The organism is Ramlibacter sp., from assembly GCF_035548915.1.
GTDB lineage: Bacteria > Pseudomonadota > Gammaproteobacteria > Burkholderiales > Burkholderiaceae_C > Ramlibacter.
Window position 1 is genome coordinate 42465 of record NZ_DASZSE010000007.1, and the last position, 16723, is coordinate 59187.

A 16723-nucleotide genomic window follows, 5' to 3' on the forward strand; every position below is an offset into this window, starting at 1 on the left:
GCGATTCGGATGATCGAGCGAATCGGACTCGCGCGTCCCAAGGAGCTGGAGGCGCGCGGCATCACTCGTGCGCACCTCGCGCGGCTCGTGGCGCAGGGACAAGTGATCCGGCAGGCTCGCGGCATCTACGCGGCGGCCAGTCACGAACCGACGCCCTCCCATACGCTCGCGCAGGTCGGCAAGCGCCTGCCGGGTGCCGTGTTCTGCCTGATCACGGCCCTGCGATTCCACGACCTGACCACGCAATCCGCTCCGGAAGTCTGGATCGCGCTGGCGGAGAAGGCGCGTGCGCCGCAACTCGACTATCCGCGCCTGCGCATCGCGCGATTCTCGGGGCAAGCGCGGACGCAGGGCATCGAAGTGCACAAGACGGAAGGTGTCCCGATACGCGTTTACTCCGCGGCGAAGACGGTGGCCGACTGCTTCAAGTACCGCAACAAGATCGGCATCGACGTCGCGGTGGAGGCGCTGCGCGACTTCAGCCGGAAATATCGTGGTGGTGCGAACGACCTTGCGCGCTTCGCGCGAATCTGCCGCGTGACACGCGTCATGCAACCCTATCTCGACTCGATCGCATGAACGCCCCGGCAAACCTCGCCCGGAGACCAATTCGTCGAGGTACTTCGTGCCTTTCTCGATCCGCTTCTGCGTGATGCACTTCGCGGAGTCAATGGTGTGGGGACGTGGAAACCTGCAGCAAATTGGACCTGAGCGATCATTGGAGAGTCCTCATGCCGATACCGGAATGTCCGACGTTCATGTGATCGAGTTGCGTTCGTGAGAGGCGAGTGAACCCCCGCCCCTTCAAGATCCCCCAATCCGTCCTCGTCGTGATCCACACGCCGAGCCTCGACGTCCTCCTCATCAACCGCACCGATTCCCCCGGCTACTGGCAATCGGTCACGGGCTCCAAGGACCACCTCGACGAGCTGTTCGAGGACACGGCCCGGCGCGAAGTGCGGGAGGAAACCGGCATCGACACTGCCATCGGCACGCTCACCGACTGGAACATCGAAAACATCTACGACATCTACCCGCGCTACCTGCACCGCTATGCGCCGGGCGTCACGCGCAACCGCGAGCACGTGTTCGGCCTGTGCGTGCCGGCGGGCACGCCGGTCGTCCTCAACCCGCGCGAGCACACCGCATCGCGCTGGCTGCCGCATCGCGAAGCGGCGGACGCGTGCTTCTCGCCATCCAACGCCGAAGCCATCCTGATGCTGCCACAATTCGCTCGATGAGCGTTCTGCGCGTCGCCACCTACAACATTCACAAGGGCGTCCAAGGCATCGGCCCCGCGCGGCGGCTCGAAATCCACAACCTCGGCCACGCGGTCGAGCAGCTCGACGCCGACATCGTCTGCCTGCAGGAGGTGCGCAAGGTCCATCGGCGGGAGGAACAGTATTTCACGCGCTGGCCCGAACTGCCGCAGCACGAATTCCTCGCGCCCGAAGGCTACTATGCCGTCTACCGCACCAACGCGCTCACGAAGCACGGCGAACACGGCAACGCGATGCTCTCGCGCTGGCCGGTCATGGCCGAGACGCACGAGGACATGTCGGACCACCGCTTCGAGCAGCGCGGCCTCCTGCACGTGCACGTGCACGCGATGCGCCGCGACATCCACGTGATCGTGGTGCACCTCGGGCTCATCCCCGCGAGCCGCGCGCGGCAGGTCGAGCAGCTCGGCCGCTTCATCGAACGCGAAGTGCCGCGGCGCGCCCCCCTCATCGTGGCGGGCGACTTCAACGACTGGGGCGGCAAGCTGCGCCCCGCGATGAAGGCATTCGGCCTGCACGACTTCATCGGCGAACGCGCGATGACATATCCGTCGCGGCTGCCGCTCGCGCAGCTCGACTACGTGTACGCGCGCGGCATGAAGCCGCACGCCCTGCAGATTCCGCGCGGGCGCATCTGGTGGCGCATGTCGGATCACCTGCCGCTGATCGCGGAGTTCAAGTTGTAGGGCGAACGGCGATGGCCCACGGCATGCCACACCTGCGCGCCGGGCACGACCTGGTGCTCCTGGAAGGCAGCCGCGCCTTCTTTCCCTCGCTCGCGCAGGCGATCGAAGCGGCCACCGACGAAGTGCGGCTCGAAACCTACATCTTCGATTTCACCGGCGCGAGCGAGGAAGTCGCGTACGCGCTCGAGCGCGCGGCACGCCGCGGCGTCGCCGTGATGGTGCTCGTGGACGGCGTCGGCTGCCCCGAGATACCCGGCGTGTGGCAATTGCGCTTCCAGGCCGTCGGCGTGCAATGGGAAACGTATTCGCCGCCGGGGATGTTCGGTCTTCTCGTGCCCGGGCAGTGGCGGCGGCTGCATCGCAAGCTGTGCGTGGTCGACGGTGTCGTGGGTTTTTGCGGCGGCATCAACATCCTGGACGACTACCACGATCCCAACTGGGGCGCGCTCGAGTCGCCGCGGCTCGACTTCGCCGTGCGGGTCACGGGACCGCTCGTGGAGCAGATGCACCTCACGATGACGCGGCAGTGGCGAAGGCAGCAGATGGTGAGCCGCCTGAAGCACGCGCGGCTCACCGGCGCGCTCGCGTCGCTGCGCAGCGCGGTTGCCTATCCGGCGTCCGCGCCGGCGACAGTGCAGGAGTCCGCGCGGGGCGGCTCGAAAGCCGCGCTCGTGCTGCGCGACAACGTGCGCAATCGCGCCCGCATCGAGCAGGCGTATCGCCGTGCGATCGGCCGCGCGCGCGAGGAAATCATCATCGCCAACGCCTACTTCGTGCCGGGCCGCAAGCTTCGCCGCGCGCTCGTGCAGGCGGCGCGGCGCGGCGTGAAGGTGATCCTGCTGCTGCAGGGCCGCTACGAATATTTCCTGCAGTACTACGCCGTGCGCTCGGTGTTCGGCGCGCTGCTGCGCGCGGGTGTCGAGATTCACGAGTATTCGCCGAGCTTCCTGCACTGCAAGGTGGCGGTGGTGGACCGGAACTGGGCGACCGTCGGTTCGTCCAATCTCGATCCGCTGTCGCTTCTGCTCGCGCGTGAGGCCAACGTGGTCGTGGAAGACTCTGCGTTCGCCCTGCAGCTTCGCGGCCGGCTCGTCGAAGCGATGCGCAGCGACGGCGTGCGCATGGATGCGACGCAGTACGAGCGCCGGCCGCCTTCGCAGCGCTTCAAGGAATGGCTCGCGCTCGTTCTCATGCGCATCGGCCTCGCGATCCAGGGCAAGAAATACTGATGGCCGATCTCGTCGTCGAACGTCCCGAGGGTCTCTATTGCCCTCCAGGAGATTTCTACATCGATCCGTGGCGCCCGGTCGCGCGTGCGGTGATCACGCACGCGCATTCGGACCACGCGCGCCTGGGCCACGGGCACTATCTCGCATCGCAGGCAAGCGAAGGCGTGCTGCGCGCGCGGCTGGGCGACGTCACGCTGCAGACGCTCGCCTACGGCGAAGCCATCACGCATCGCGGCGTGAAGCTGTCGCTTCATCCGGCGGGCCACGTGCTGGGCTCGGCGCAGGTGCGGCTCGAGCATGGCGGGCGCGTCTGGGTCGCAAGCGGCGACTACAAGGTCGCGCCGGACCGCACCTGCACGCCCTTCGAGCCGGTGCGCTGCGATGTGTTCGTCACCGAATCCACCTTCGGCCTGCCGATCTACCGCTGGTGCCCCGACGACGAAGTGTTTGCCGACATCAACGACTGGTGGTCACGCAACGTCGCGCATTCGCGCGCGAGCGTGGTGGGCTGCTACAGCTTCGGCAAGGCGCAGCGGCTGCTCTCGGGCATCGATCCGTCGATCGGCCCGGTCATCGTGCACGGCGCGGTGGAGCCCTTGAACGACGCCTATCGCGCGGCCGGTGTCGAATTGCCCGAGACCTTGCGCGTTGCCGACGTGAAGAACCGTTCGGACCTCGGCCGCGCGCTGGTGGTGTGCCCGCCGAGCGCGACGGCCAGCCCCTGGATGCGCCGCTTCGGCGATGCCGAGACGGCTTTCGCGAGCGGATGGATGCAGGTGAGAGGCAACCGCAGGCGCGGCGGCTACGACCGCGGCTTCGTGCTGTCCGATCACGCCGACTGGCCGGGCCTGCTCTCGGCCATCGAGGCCACCCGCGCGCGGCGCATCATCGTCACGCACGGCAGCAGCGCGGCGATGGTGCGCTACCTCCAGGAGCACGGCTGGGAGGCGGGCGCCTTCGCCACCGAGTACGGCGACGACTCGATCGAAGCCGATGCGCAGGCGGGGTCGAGCGAAAGCGTGGGCGAAAGCGTGGGTGAGGGTGAGGGCGAGGGCGAGGGCGAGGGCGAGGGCGCATGATCGATCCGCGGCCCCGGCTCTCGCGACTCGCGAAGGAACCGCCCGCGTGAAACGTTTCTCGCGCCTCTTTGCCGAGCTCGACGCGACGACTTCCACCAACGCGAAGGTCGAAGCGCTCGTGCGCTACTTCGACCAGGCGTCGCCGCACGACGCGGCGTGGGCGGTGTACTTCCTCGCGGGCGGCAAGCCTCGGCAGGTCGTGCCGATGGGGTCGCTCTGGATGCTCGCGTGCGAAGTGGCGGGCATCGAGCCGTGGCTCTTCGACGAGTGCTACCAGCAGGTGGGCGATCTCGCGGAAACCATCGCGCTCGTGCTGCCGCTCGCGGGTGAGACGTCCGACGTCGGCCTCGCGCGGTGGGTCGAAGAGCGGCTCTTGCCGCTGCGCGGCAAGCCCTACGAAGAGATCGCGCCGGCGATCACGTCGTACTGGAACGAGCTCGACTCGCGCGGGCGCTTCCTGCTCACCAAGCTGATCGGCGGCGCCTTTCGTGTCGGCGTGAGCAAGCTACTCGTTCAGCGCGCGCTCGCGACGCACACGGGAATCGATGCGAGGCGAATCGCGCAGCGGATGATGGGCTACACCGACGGCAAGGTGCTTCCTTCGGCCGAACGCTACCGCGCGCTCGTCGCCAGGGAAGAAGACGAAGCGGGACAGCTTCGCGACGCAGGCCAGCCTTACCCCTTCTTCCTCGCGCATCAGCTCGACGCGCCGCCGGAAGTCTTCGCTTCGCGTCTCGGGCCGGTTGCGGAGTGGATGGTGGAGTGGAAGTACGACGGCATTCGCGGCCAGATCGTGAAGCGCGAGGGCGCCGTGTGGGTGTGGTCGCGCGGCGAGGAACTCGTGACCGACAGGTTTCCGGAGATCGTGGCGCTGGCGCGGGGCCTGCCCGACGGCACCGTGATCGACGGCGAAATCCTCGTGTGGAACGACGCGTCCGACCGGCCTGCGCCCTTCGCGCTGCTGCAACAGCGCATCGGCCGCAAGAACCTCACGAAGAAAGTGCTGGCCGATGCACCCGTGAGCTTCATGGCGTACGACATCCTCGAGCAGGACGGCGCGGACATCCGCGCGCTTTCGCAGCGCGAGCGCCGCGCGCGGCTCGAAGCGCTGCTGCGAGGCACGGGCATGCGCGTGTCGCCGGTCGAGACGGCCGCGTCATGGCTCGAATTCGCGGCCCGCCGCGCGACGTCGCGCGAGCGAGGCGTCGAGGGCTTCATGCTGAAGCGCCTGGATGCCGCTTACGGCACCGGGCGATCGAAGGCCGAGGGCCTGTGGTGGAAGTGGAAGGTGGAGCCGATGTCGGTCGATTGCGTGCTCGTGTACGCGCAGCCCGGCTCGGGGCGCCGCTCATCGATCCACACCGACTACACGTTCGCCGTGTGGAACCGCGCCCCGCGGGACAAGGCGGAAGTCGATGCGGTGATCGACCAGATGATGCGAAAGGAGCCGGCGCAGCCGGGCGAGCTGCAGCTCGTGCCGTTCGCCAAGGCCTACTCGGGCCTCACCGACGAGGAATTCCGGCAGGTCGACGCGCTGATTCGTCGCAACACCATCGAGAAGTTCGGTCCGGTGCGAAGCGTGAAGCCGATGCTCGTCTTCGAGCTGGGCTTCGAAGGGATCCAGCGCAGCACGCGCCACAAGAGCGGCATTGCCGTTCGCTTTCCGCGCATGCTGCGCATCCGGCACGACAAGCCGCTGCACGAAGCGGACACGCTGCGCGAACTCGAGCGGCTCCTTGGTGAAGTCGCGTAGCCGAGGCGTGTAGAGCTGCGTGCAAGCCGCGTGTGATGTACAAACTGTTCTTTTCAAGCCTTCGGAGTCGTTTCATGAAGAAAATCCTGTCCCTGCTGGCCGTGGCCGCGCTCGTTTCCCTGCTGCATGCCGTGCCAGCGAATGCGCAGAGCGCGGGCGGTGCCGGCCAGCCGCTGCACATCGTCGTGCCTTTCGCCCCTGGGGGCGCGCAGGACGTGATCGCCCGCTGGCTCGCAACCAAGCTCACGACCCGGATGGGCGTACCCGTCGTCATCGACAACAAGGCCGGCGCGGGCGGCGTGATCGCCGCCGAGTCGGTGGCCAAGGCCGCGCCCGACGGCAACACGGTGTTCCTCGCCAGCGGTGGCGCCATTTCCATCGCGCCGCACCTGAACGCGAAGCTCACCTACGATCCGCTCAAGGATTTCGCGCCCGTCGCGCTCGTGGCCGACACGCCGATGACGCTCGCCGTGCGTTCGCAAAGCCCCTACCAGACCGTGGCCGACGTGCTGAAGGACGCGAAGGCGCGGCCGAAGCAGGTGACGTTCGCCTCCACCGGCAACGGCACGATCTCGCACCTCACGGGCGAGCTCTTCGCGCAGACCGCGGGCGTGCAGTTGCTGCACGTGCCGTATCGCGGCGCGGCCCCCGCCATGACCGATCTCATGGGCGGACAGGTCGCGATGATCGTGACCAGCGCCGCGTCCATCACGCCCATGGTCGAGGACAAGCGGGCCCGCGTGCTCGCGACCTTCACGACGCACCGGCTCGGCAATCTCCCGGACGTGCCCACGATGAACGAGGCGAGCGGGCTGAAGGGCCTGGAAGTGCCGGTGTGGGTTGCCGTCCTCGCGCCCGCGAAAACGCCCAAGGCGGTGGTGGACAAGCTCGCGGCCGAGGTGGAGGCCGTGTGCAAGCTGCCGGAAACGCTGGAGCGGTTCAACGGGCTCGGCGCGCTCACGACCTGCGGCGGGCCGAGCGAAGCGGGCAAGGTCGTGAACGACGACTACGCGCGCTGGGGCCGCGTGATCCGCCAGGCCAACATCAAGGCCGAGTGAGGTGAGGATCGGCATCGCGGGTACGGGCGGCATCGGCTACGCCAGTGCCGCGTGGCTCGCGCACGCCGGCCACGACGTGCAGGTGTGGTCGCCGCGCGGCGAGGGCGCGACCGCCTTGCGGCACGAGCCGCTGCGCTCGGAAGGCGTGCTGGAAGCAAGCGTGCGCGTGCGAGTGGCCGCGAGCGCCGAAGCGCTCGCGCGCGATGCCGAAGTGCTCCTCATCGCCGTGCCGCTCAATGGCCACAAGCGCGTGATGGACAGCATGCTGCCGCACCTGCGCAGCGGCCAGTCGATCGTCGTGAGCTCGATGGCTTCGCTGTCGTCGCTCTACCTGTTCGAGCAGGCGCTCATCCGGGGAATCGACGTCACGGTGGCGAGCTTCGGCACGACCGTGCTCACGGCGCGGCGCACGGGCGCGGCGCAGGTGCGCGTGATGACGCGCCGCAGCGAGCTGGACGTGTCCGCGCTGCCGCGCGCGCGAGAGAGCGAGGCGCTCGCGCTGTGCCGCGAACTCTTCGGCGATCTCTTCGTCGCGCAGGACAACTGCCTCGCCAGTGCGCTCACCAACATCAACCCCGTGGCCCACGGCGCGCTCGCCGTGTTCAACTGGACGCGCATCGAGCGCGCCGAGAACTGGCCGCAATACCACTACATGACGCCGCAGGTGGCGCGCGCGATCACCACGATCGATGCCGAGCGGCTCGCGCTGGCGCGGGCCTTCGGCTTGCAGGTGCGCACGATCGAAGAGCATTTCGCGAAGTCGTTCGGCACGGGCTCGGCCACGCTCGCGGACATCGCCGCGGAACTGCACGCCAAGCGCGGCGGCCCGCCGGGGCCCACGGACACGGGGACGCGCTTCCTCGCGGAAGACATGCCCTATGGCCTCGCGTTTTGCGAAGTCCTCGGCGACATGGCGGGAGTGCCGATGCCCGCGACGCACACGATGGTGCGCACCGCGAGCCTGATCCTCGGGCGCGACCTGGCGGCCGAGAACGAGTTCGTCGACGCGCTCGCGTTGCGAAAGGAGTCGACGCGGGGCTTGCTCGCGCGGGTCGATCGTTAGGTTAGGTCAGGGTAGGGCGGCCACTGGGGAAATCCGTCTTTGCCGCGGTCGAAGGCGGGTCCGACCGAACCCTGCTAGCATGTCCGGTGCTCATGAAAGCCGATCCTTCCAGCCAGCTGACCCCCGCCGCGTCCGACGAGGGTGTGCCGGTGTCGGTGAAGATTCGCGAGCGCCTCCAGGCAGCGCGCAGGCGCTTCCACTCCAACGACAACATCGCCGAATTCATCGAGCCTGGCGAGCTGGAGCGGCTGCTGGACGAAGTCGAGCAGAAGATGCAGTCGGTGCTCGACAGCATGGTCATCGACACGGGAAGCGACCACAACACCAACGACACCGCGCGGCGCATCGCCAAGATGTACCTGAACGAGGTGTTCCGCGGCCGCTACACGAAGCCGCCCACCATCACGGAATTCCCGAACGCCGAGCATCTGAACGAGCTCATGATCGTCGGGCCCATCACCGTGCGCTCGGCCTGCAGCCACCACTTCTGCCCGGTGATCGGCAAGCTCTGGATCGGCGTGATGCCCAACGAGCACACGAACGTGATCGGCCTGTCGAAATACGCCCGGCTCGCCGAATGGGTGATGGGACGCCCGCAGATCCAGGAGGAGGCCGTCGTGCAACTGGCCGACCTCATCATGGAAAAGACGCAGCCCGACGGCCTGGCGGTGGTGATGGAAGCGAGCCACTATTGCATGGCGTGGCGCGGCGTGAAGGACCTCGGCAGCCGCATGATCAACTCCGTGATGCGCGGCGAATTCCTGAAGAATTCGGCGCTGCGCCGCGAATTCCTTTCACTCATTCCGGATAAAGGCTAGGGCGAGATGCTGGTCCGACTCCTCTATTGCAGCCGCGCGGTGGACGCGAGCCCCGAAGCGATCGAATCCATCCTCTCGAAGGCGCGCGAACACAACCCCGCCACCGGCATCACGGGCATCCTCTGCTACGGCGGCGGCATCTTCCTGCAGGCGATCGAGGGCGGCCGCATGCAGGTGAGCGAACTCTTCGGCCACATCGTGAAGGACGCCCGCCACAAGGACGTCGCGCTGCTGAAGTACCAGGAGATTTCCGAGCGGCGCTTCGGCGGCTGGTCGATGGGGCAGGTGAACATGAGCAAGATCAACCACTCGATCCTCCTGAAGTATTCGGAAAAGCCCGAGCTCGATCCCTATGGCGTCTCCGGCGACGTCTCCCTTGCGATGCTCGAGGACCTGATGGCCACGGCGAACATCTGCGGCCGCATCTGAAAGCGCCGTGCAGCCCTTACTCGGCCGCGTGCGCCACATCCTGAGCTGGGGCGAATGCGACCCCGCGGGGATCATCTACTACCCGACCTACTACCGCTGGATGGACACCGCGACGTGGACCCTCGTCGCGTCCGCGGGATATCGGGCCGCGCGGATGCGCGACGAACACTTCGCGATGCCGCTCGTGAACGCGCAGTGCGAATTCGTGAGCTCGCCCACCTTCGGCGACGAGTGCGAGGTGCGCTCCTTCGTGAGCCGGTTCGGCCGTTCGTCGTTCACTGTCCAGCACGAAGTGGTGATGGCCGAAGGCGAGCGCGTGCTCGCGCGCGGCAGCGAATCGCGCGTGTGGTGCCGCTACGAATCCGGCCCGGGCTCGCGCCTTCGCGCCGAGCCGATGCCCGCGGACTTGCGCTCGGCGCTGGGTCTGGCCGGCGCGTAGGGTGGGATGACGCAGCTGCCGATTCTTCTCGGCTGCGATTTCTCGAGCACGCCGACCCGCCGCAAGCCGATCGTGCTCGCGTTGGGCACCTTGCAGCGCGACCGCGTCGTGCTCTCCCGTCTCGAGGCCTTGCCGACGCTTGCCGAATTCGCGCACCGTCTCTCGGGCACTCCCGACTGGATCGGCGGATTCGATTTTCCTTTTGGCCTGCCGCGTGAACTCGTCGAGCATCTCGGCTGGCCGAACGCATGGCGCGAATGCATCGCCCACTATGCCAGGCTCACGCGTGCCGAGATTCGCGGCGCCTTCTCCGCGTTTTGCGACGCACGCCCCGCCGGAGCGAAATTCGCGCACCGCAAGTTCGACCGGCTCGCGGGATCGAGCCCGTCGATGAAGTGGGTGAATCCGCCGGTCGCGTACATGCTGCATGCGGCGGTGCCGCTGCTCATCGAGGCGGGGGTGCACTTGCCCGGCCTGCACGAAGGCGATCCGCGCCGCGTGGCGCTCGAAGCCTACCCGGGCCTGCTCGCGCGCGAGCTCATCGGGCGGCGCAGCTACAAGAGCGACGAGAAGGCCAAGCAGACGCCCGAGCGCCTCATCGCGCGCAAGGACATCGTCACCGCGCTCGAGCAGGGGCGCACGCGCCTGGGCTTGCGGCTGAAGCTCACGCATGCGCAGCACGATGCGTTGATCGCCGATGCGAGCGGCGACCGGCTCGATGCGGTGCTGTGCCTCGTGCAGGCGGCGTGGGCAGCCCGCCATGGGCCGCCGCGCTACGGTCTGCCCCACGACCTCGATCCGCTGGAAGGGTGGATCGTGAGCGCGTGATTGCGCTACCCTTTGCCATTTCAAAGGAGCCCCCAATGACGACTCAACTCGCCAGCGGCAAGAGCACGATCATCCCCGCCATGCGCTACCGCGACGCGCACGCGGCCATCGAATGGTTGTGCCGCTGTGTCGGCTTCGAGCGGCACCTCGTCGTGCCGGGCCCGGACAACACGGTCGCGCATGCGCAGCTCGTGCTCGGCAATGGGATGGTGATGCTCGGCTCCGCGTCCGCCGACACGGAGTTCGGCCAGCGCATCCGCCAGCCCGACGAAATCGGCGGGTTCGAAACGCAGTGTCCGTATGTCGTGGTGCGCGATGCCGACGTGGTCTTCCGCAACGTGAAGGCCGGTGGCGCGACGATCGTGCGCGAGATTCGCGACGAGGAGTATGGCGGCCGCGGATTCGGCTTCATGGACCCGCAGGGGCGATGCTGGTTCGTCGGCACCTACGACCCCTGGGTGACGGAGCCGGGGACGCCGTGACCACGACGCACACCGGCAGTTGCCTCTGCGGCGGGGTGACTTTCCGCATCGACGGCGAACTCGAGCCGATCCAGGTGTGCCACTGCGGCCAGTGCCGCAAGGCGCAGGGCGGGCCCTTCGCAAGGAACATCGCGGTGGATGTCTCGGCCATGCATTGGCTCACCGGAGCGGACCTGCTGAAGGCCTACGAGTCCTCGCCGGGCAAGGAACGCGTCTTCTGCGGACGCTGCGGCTCGCCCTTGATCAGCCGGCGCGAGTCGCTGCCCGGCATCGTGCGCGTTCGAGCGGGCCTGATCGATGAACCCCTGCGGGCGCGCCCCGCATGGCACGCCCACACGGCTTCGAAGTGCGGCTGGTGGGAGATCGCCGACGACCTGCCGCGATACGCATCCGCGCGCGTGGCATGACAGGCGCTTCGCGCCGAAGGCTCATCGCTTCTCGAGCATTTCCTTCGTGACGAGCGTCACCCCCGAGGGTGTGCGGAAGAAACGTCCGGCATCGTGCTCCTCGTTTTCTCCGATCACGGTGCCTTCCGGGATCGCGCAGCCGCGATCGATCACGACCTTCGAAAGCCGGCTGCCCCGACCGATCACGCAGCCGGGCATGATCACGGCCTCGCGCAACGTGCAAGACGAATGGATGCGGACATTGGAGAAGATCACTGCCTGGCGGATGTCCGAGCCGAGCACGATGCAGCCGCCGGAGATGAGCACGTTCGCGGTCACGCCGTGGTTGCCGTTCTCGTCGGGCACGAACTTGGCGGGCGGAAACTGCTCCTGGTAGGTCCACACGGGCCACTCGCGGTCGTAGAGGTCGAGCTCGGGCATGTCGGAGGCGAGGTCCAGGTTCGCGGCCCAGAAGGCATCGACCGTGCCCACGTCGCGCCAGTACGGCTGCTCGCGCGTGGCGGCCGGCACGCTCGAGAGATTGAGCGGATGGGCGAGCGCGCGGCCCGCGGCGACGACCTTCGGGATCACGTTCTTGCCGAAGTCGTGCTCGGTGCCGTCGCTTTGCATTTCCTCTTCGAGCAGTTCGTAGAGGTATTGCGCGTTGAAGATGTAGATGCCCATGCTGCCGAGCGCGCGGTCGGGCTTGCCGGGCATCGCGGGCGGGTCCTTGGGTTTTTCGAGGAAGGCGGTGATGCGCCGCTTTTCGTCGATGTGCATGACGCCGAGCGCCGTGGCTTCCATCCGCGGCACCTCGATGCAGCCGACCGTGCACAGCGCGCCGTGCTCCACGTGGTCCAGCAGCATGAGCGAGTAGTCCTGCTTGTAGATGTGGTCGCCGGCGAGCACGAGGATGTAGTCCGGGTCGTAGGCGCGAAGGATGTCCAGGTTCTGGTAGATCGCATCGGCCGTGCCGCGGTACCAGAAGGCCTCGTTCACGCGCTGCTGCGCGGGCAGCAGGTCGATGAACTCGTTGGCTTCGCCGCGCAGGAAGTTCCAGCCGCGCTGCAGGTGGCGCAGGAGCGAGTGCGACTTGTACTGAGTGAGCACGCCGATGCGGCGGATGCCGGAGTTGATGCAGTTGGACAGCGCGAAGTCGATGATGCGGAACTTGCCGCCGAAGTACACGGCCGGCTTCGCGCGGCGGTCGGTGAGGTCGTGCAGGCGCGAGCCGCGTCCGCCGGCGAGCACGAGCGCGACAGTACGTTGGGGCAGCTGCCTGCCGAGCAGCAGGCGTGCCGTGAGGTCGGCCGAGGCCTGGCCCAGTTCGTCGTCGATGCGTTCCTTTGCCATGGAGAGGCCCTCGCTTCGGTGTTCCCACGGGAACTCTGGCGCAGCGGCGGCGTGGGCGCTGTAGGACGCTGTCGCGTCGCGCGACGTGACTTATGCTCGGGCTTCGGTGACGGCCATCGTCAAACGTCGCGAAGACAGATGAGGTTCTGGATCACGGCTTTCTTCGTCGCGTGTTGCCAGGCAACGGCAAGCGCTCAGGTTTCCCCCTCGCCGCAGCGGCCCGGATGCGTCGGCATCGAACGCGGCAAAGTGACGTTTGTCGAAAGGACCACGGGTGAGGACCGTGAGTTCCTGTGGGAGGGCACCAATGCACGCCGATCGATTCGCCGACGAGGGCGCCCCTTCGATGAGCGCGGACTCAGTTCTTCGATTGGTGCGTCTGTTCGCTTCGTCATCCAAGGCGCATGGGTCGAAACCATGACCACGCGCCTGTCAGAAGCCTCGCCCACACCAGGCTGTTCCCCACATAGATCAGTCCCATCATGGGCGTGATTCCGAACTGCGCCACAAGCCGGGACGAAGAGGGAAACCAGACGATCTCCCAGGTGACGTAGAGAATTCTCCACCACAGGGGTGCCTCGGCTTCCTGAGACGTGTACATGGCTGTGAAAACGAGCGCAACGCCCACGCAGACTCCTGCGATCACATGGAACGCAAAGAGAACTACGAAAAGCCCAGGGCGGGCGCCGGTGACGATGCTTCGAGCAGCGGAAAGCATGCTCGAAGGATATCAAGCGATTGGCGATGCCACCTCGGCGCCCCTTTCAATCCGTCTCAACGCCGCGACCGAGCTCATCCAGCGACTGCAGCGCTTCGGTGTCGGTGCGATAGAGCCGCAGCAGCGGCCCGGGCTCGAGCGCGCCCGCGCGCTCCAGCACCTTCTCCACCGGCAGCTTCACACCGCTCACGTGCAGCGTGATGCCGCGTGCGGCGAGCGTCCGGCGAAGACTGAGGAAGACCTCGACGCCCGTCGCATCGATGCGATTGATCGGATGCGCGAAGAGGCACACGTGCTTCACCTCCGGCCGGCCCGCGAGGTGCTCGACGATGTTGCGCTCGAACTCCCCCGCCGATGCGAAATCGAGGCCACTGTCCATGCGCAGCGCATAGAGCCCGGGCGCGAGGGGCGGCAGCTGCCACACCTGCCGGTCGCGCAGGCTCCCGTCGGGATGCAGGCCGACTTCGATGATCCGCGGGTGCAGGCGGTGATAGAGAAAATGCGCGAGCCCCATCACCACACCCGTGAGCACGCCCCAATAGATGCGCGGCGCCGAAAGGATCGTGACCGCGAAGGTGACGCCGGCCGTCACGGCTTCGACCTTGCCGATGCCCCACAGCGCGAGGAGCGTGTGCGGCCTGAAGAGGTTGATGACCGCCGCGATCACGATCGCCGCGAGCACCGCGCGCGGCACGGGCGCAAGCAGCGGCGTGAGAAAGAGCAGCACCACCAGCAGCACGGCCGTCGCGGCGACGGTCGCCCAGCCTGTCTTCGCACCCGAGTACAGCGTGAGCGCGCTGCGCGAGAACGAGGTGCTCGTCGGAAACGCGCCCGAAAGGCCGGACACGATCTTGCCCACGCCCTGCCCGACGAGATCCTGGTCGGCGTCCCAGCGCTTGCCGTCGTGCTGGGACTCGATGCGCGCGCTCGCGGCCATCTCGAGCGAGCTCACGAGCGCGATCACGAGCGCCGGCGCGATGAGCGAGGAGAGCGTTTCCCAGCCGGGGACGCCGGGCCAGTAAGGCATCGGCAGGCCCGCCGGAAGGCTTCCCACCACCTGTCCATGCGCGGGGTAGGAAGTGAGCACGCTGACGCCGCCCGCGACGGCGACCACGAGCAGCACGAGCGGAATGCTCTTGGGCAGCTTCCTGCCCGCCATCAGGATGGCGAGGCTCACGACACCGAAGGCGAGGCTTGCGAGGTCCACGTGGGGATGCTGCAGCCATTGCAAGACGCTGCCTTGCGCGCCGACGAGCGAGGGCAGCTGCGACGCGATGATGAGAAGCGCCGCCGCCTGGCTGAAGCCCGCGAGCACCGGCGAGCTGACGAGGTTCAGCACCCAAGCGGCATGCGAGAGCCCGACGGCGAGCTGCATGCCGCCCGAAAGGAGCGCGAGCCAGACCGCGAGCGCGACCCACTGCGGGGTTTGCGGTTGTGCGAGCCCCAGCAGCGACGCGCCCACGAGCACGCTCGAAAGCGCCGAAGGCCCGACCGACAGCCGCGTGGAACTGCCGAAGAGGACCGCCGCGAGTGCGGGGAGAAAGGTAGCGTAGAGGCCGGTCACGAGCGGCATGCCCGCCAGGCCCGCGTAGGCGACGGATTGCGGAACCATCACGACAGCGACCGTGAGGCTCGCCATCAGTTCGTTGCGCAGCAGCTCCGGCGTGAGGCGTGGCCAGCGCAGGAAGGGGAGCCGTTGAATCAGAGCTTGCATGAGCCGCAGATCGTCGAGTCTACCGCAAGGCCAGCCCGGCCCGGTCTCTTCACCGCTGCGGCATGTCCTTCACCGAATACCCCAGGCTCACAGTTGCATCCTCCGGAATCGGCGGCATCGTTTCGTTCCACGCTTCCCACGCATCGCGCATCGCCATGAGCCGCGCCGTCTCGCGGCCCGCGAGGTTCGCGCGCTCGCGCTCGTCGGCGGGGATGTCGAAGAGATAGTCGTAGCCGTCCACACGCAGATATTTCCAGTTCTCGTCGCGCAGCGCCCGCTGGCCCCGATGGTTCATGCGCCAGTGCAGCGGCCGCGGGAACTCGTGCGCGGCATCGTTGAGCACCGGCAGCATCGATACGCCGTCGAGCGGGTACGCCGGATGCGGCGCCACGCCCGCGGCATCGAGGACGGTCGCGGACCAGTCCATCGTCATGCATTGCTGGCGGCTCACGCCGCCGCTGCCGATCACGCGCGGCCAGTGCGCGACCCACGGCACGCGGATGCCGCCTTCGGTCAGGTCCATCTTGCCGCCCACGAGCGGCCAGTTGTCCGAGAAACGTTCGCCGCCGTTGTCGCTCGTGAAGATGACGAGCGTGTCGTCCGCCACGCCATGTTGCGCGAGCGCCTGCATCACCCAGCCGATGCCTTCGTCCATGTGATGGATCATGCGGCGATAGGTGTGGATGTTGCCGCCGTGCAGGTGAAAGAGGTTGTCTTTCACATCGGCCGCGAGCGACGCGTCGTCGCGCGTCTCCCACGGCCAGTGCGGCGCCGTGTAGTGCAGGCTGAGGAAGAACGGCTCGCGGGCGACGCGGCTGATCCAGTCCACCGCGTGCCGCGAGATGAGATCCGTGAGGTAGCCCGGCTCGTGGCGCTCTTCCTCGCCGAAGTAGAGATCGTGCGCGCCGGTGGTCGCGCAGTGCGTGAAGTAGTCGACGCCGCCCGACATCGGCCCGAAGAATTCCTCGTAGCCGGACTTGAGCGGGCTGAACGCGGGCGGATACCCGAGATGCCACTTGCCGATGAGAGCGGTGCGATACCCCGCGTCCTTCAGCAGCGAAGGCAGCGTGGGATGCTCCGCGGGCATGCCGAGCGTCGTGCTGTCGCGGGTGCGGCTGCTGATCGGTTCTTCCGCCGCGCCCCGCAGCCGGTACTGGTAGCGCCCCGTCATCAGCGCGAACCGCGTGGGCGAACATACGGGCGAATTCGAATAGCCCTGCGTGAACTTGATGCCGCGGGCGGCCAGCGAATCGATGACGGGCGAGACGCGGCCGAACTCGGCGTCACGGCCGCCGTAGCAGCCGAGGTCGGCATAGCCGAGGTCGTCGGCCACGATGAAGATGAAGTTGGGGCGTTTCACTCGGCCTGCATTCCCGTTGCGCGGATCACTTTGCCATGATGCGCTGAC

Annotated in this window: 17 protein-coding genes; 14 read left to right on the plus strand and 3 right to left on the minus strand. The window is 67.5% G+C overall.

Annotated elements, in window-relative coordinates:
- Window positions 1-9 precede the first annotated feature (9 nt).
- From VHA82_RS01435 to VHA82_RS01500, 14 genes are all read left to right on the plus strand, one after another.
- Window positions 10-579 (plus strand): type IV toxin-antitoxin system AbiEi family antitoxin domain-containing protein, encoded by a 570-nt coding sequence (locus VHA82_RS01435; RefSeq protein ID WP_325539513.1) that lies wholly within the window; start codon window positions 10-12, stop codon window positions 577-579.
- Between the two features lie 209 nt (window positions 580-788).
- Window positions 789-1241 carry a dihydroneopterin triphosphate diphosphatase gene (nudB, locus tag VHA82_RS01440; protein WP_325539514.1) on the plus strand — a complete coding sequence of 151 codons (453 nt, stop codon included), beginning with the start codon at window positions 789-791 and terminating at the stop codon, window positions 1239-1241.
- Window positions 1238-1966: an endonuclease/exonuclease/phosphatase family protein gene (locus tag VHA82_RS01445; RefSeq protein WP_325539515.1), complete on the plus strand. Its 729-nt coding sequence runs from the start codon at window positions 1238-1240 to the stop codon at window positions 1964-1966. The genes nudB and VHA82_RS01445 overlap by 4 nt, the downstream gene beginning before the upstream one ends.
- A gap of 23 nt (window positions 1967-1989) precedes the next feature.
- The gene (gene clsB, locus VHA82_RS01450) at window positions 1990-3195 is read left to right on the plus strand and encodes a cardiolipin synthase ClsB (protein WP_325539516.1); all 1206 of its coding nucleotides are present in this window, start codon (window positions 1990-1992) and stop codon (window positions 3193-3195) included.
- Complete coding sequence (locus VHA82_RS01455; protein WP_325539517.1) at window positions 3195-4274, plus strand: ligase-associated DNA damage response exonuclease; 1080 nt, start codon at window positions 3195-3197, stop codon at window positions 4272-4274. Before clsB ends, VHA82_RS01455 begins: the two co-directional genes overlap by 1 nt.
- Window positions 4275-4320: 46 nt before the next feature.
- A complete protein-coding gene (locus VHA82_RS01460) occupies window positions 4321-6027 on the plus strand; it encodes an ATP-dependent DNA ligase (protein ID WP_325539518.1) in 1707 nt (568 codons plus the stop codon).
- 74 nt (window positions 6028-6101) lie between these two features.
- Window positions 6102-7085 carry a tripartite tricarboxylate transporter substrate binding protein gene (locus VHA82_RS01465; protein WP_325539520.1) on the plus strand — a complete coding sequence of 328 codons (984 nt, stop codon included), beginning with the start codon at window positions 6102-6104 and terminating at the stop codon, window positions 7083-7085.
- A 1-nt stretch (window position 7086) separates the two neighbouring features.
- Window positions 7087-8148 (plus strand): NAD/NADP octopine/nopaline dehydrogenase family protein, encoded by a 1062-nt coding sequence (locus tag VHA82_RS01470; protein WP_325539522.1) that lies wholly within the window; start codon window positions 7087-7089, stop codon window positions 8146-8148.
- Window positions 8149-8240: 92 nt separating this feature from the next.
- Window positions 8241-8966 carry a GTP cyclohydrolase I gene (folE, locus tag VHA82_RS01475; protein WP_325539524.1) on the plus strand — a complete coding sequence of 242 codons (726 nt, stop codon included), beginning with the start codon at window positions 8241-8243 and terminating at the stop codon, window positions 8964-8966.
- A 6-nt stretch (window positions 8967-8972) separates the two neighbouring features.
- Window positions 8973-9395 carry a BLUF domain-containing protein gene (locus VHA82_RS01480; RefSeq protein ID WP_325539526.1) on the plus strand — a complete coding sequence of 141 codons (423 nt, stop codon included), beginning with the start codon at window positions 8973-8975 and terminating at the stop codon, window positions 9393-9395.
- Between the two features lie 7 nt (window positions 9396-9402).
- Window positions 9403-9834 carry an acyl-CoA thioesterase gene (locus VHA82_RS01485; protein ID WP_325539528.1) on the plus strand — a complete coding sequence of 144 codons (432 nt, stop codon included), beginning with the start codon at window positions 9403-9405 and terminating at the stop codon, window positions 9832-9834.
- Window positions 9835-9840: 6 nt separating this feature from the next.
- Window positions 9841-10662 (plus strand): DUF429 domain-containing protein, encoded by an 822-nt coding sequence (locus VHA82_RS01490; protein ID WP_325539530.1) that lies wholly within the window; start codon window positions 9841-9843, stop codon window positions 10660-10662.
- Between the two features lie 35 nt (window positions 10663-10697).
- Window positions 10698-11144, plus strand: coding sequence for a VOC family protein (locus tag VHA82_RS01495; protein WP_325539532.1), 447 nt, complete (start codon window positions 10698-10700; stop codon window positions 11142-11144).
- A complete protein-coding gene (locus tag VHA82_RS01500; RefSeq protein WP_325539534.1) occupies window positions 11141-11551 on the plus strand; it encodes a GFA family protein in 411 nt (136 codons plus the stop codon). Before VHA82_RS01495 ends, VHA82_RS01500 begins: the two co-directional genes overlap by 4 nt.
- Window positions 11552-11572: 21 nt before the next feature.
- On the opposite strand, the gene glgC is transcribed toward VHA82_RS01500, so the two are convergent.
- The 3 genes from glgC to VHA82_RS01515 form a co-directional block, all read right to left on the minus strand.
- On the minus strand, window positions 11573-12883 hold the full coding sequence (glgC, locus tag VHA82_RS01505; RefSeq protein ID WP_325539536.1) for a glucose-1-phosphate adenylyltransferase: 1311 nt from the start codon (window positions 12881-12883) through the stop codon (window positions 11573-11575).
- Between the two features lie 764 nt (window positions 12884-13647).
- Window positions 13648-15315, minus strand: coding sequence for a SulP family inorganic anion transporter (locus tag VHA82_RS01510; RefSeq protein ID WP_325539537.1), 1668 nt, complete (start codon window positions 15313-15315; stop codon window positions 13648-13650).
- A gap of 49 nt (window positions 15316-15364) precedes the next feature.
- Window positions 15365-16675, minus strand: coding sequence for a sulfatase family protein (locus tag VHA82_RS01515; protein WP_325539538.1), 1311 nt, complete (start codon window positions 16673-16675; stop codon window positions 15365-15367).
- Window positions 16676-16723: the final 48 nt, after the last annotated feature.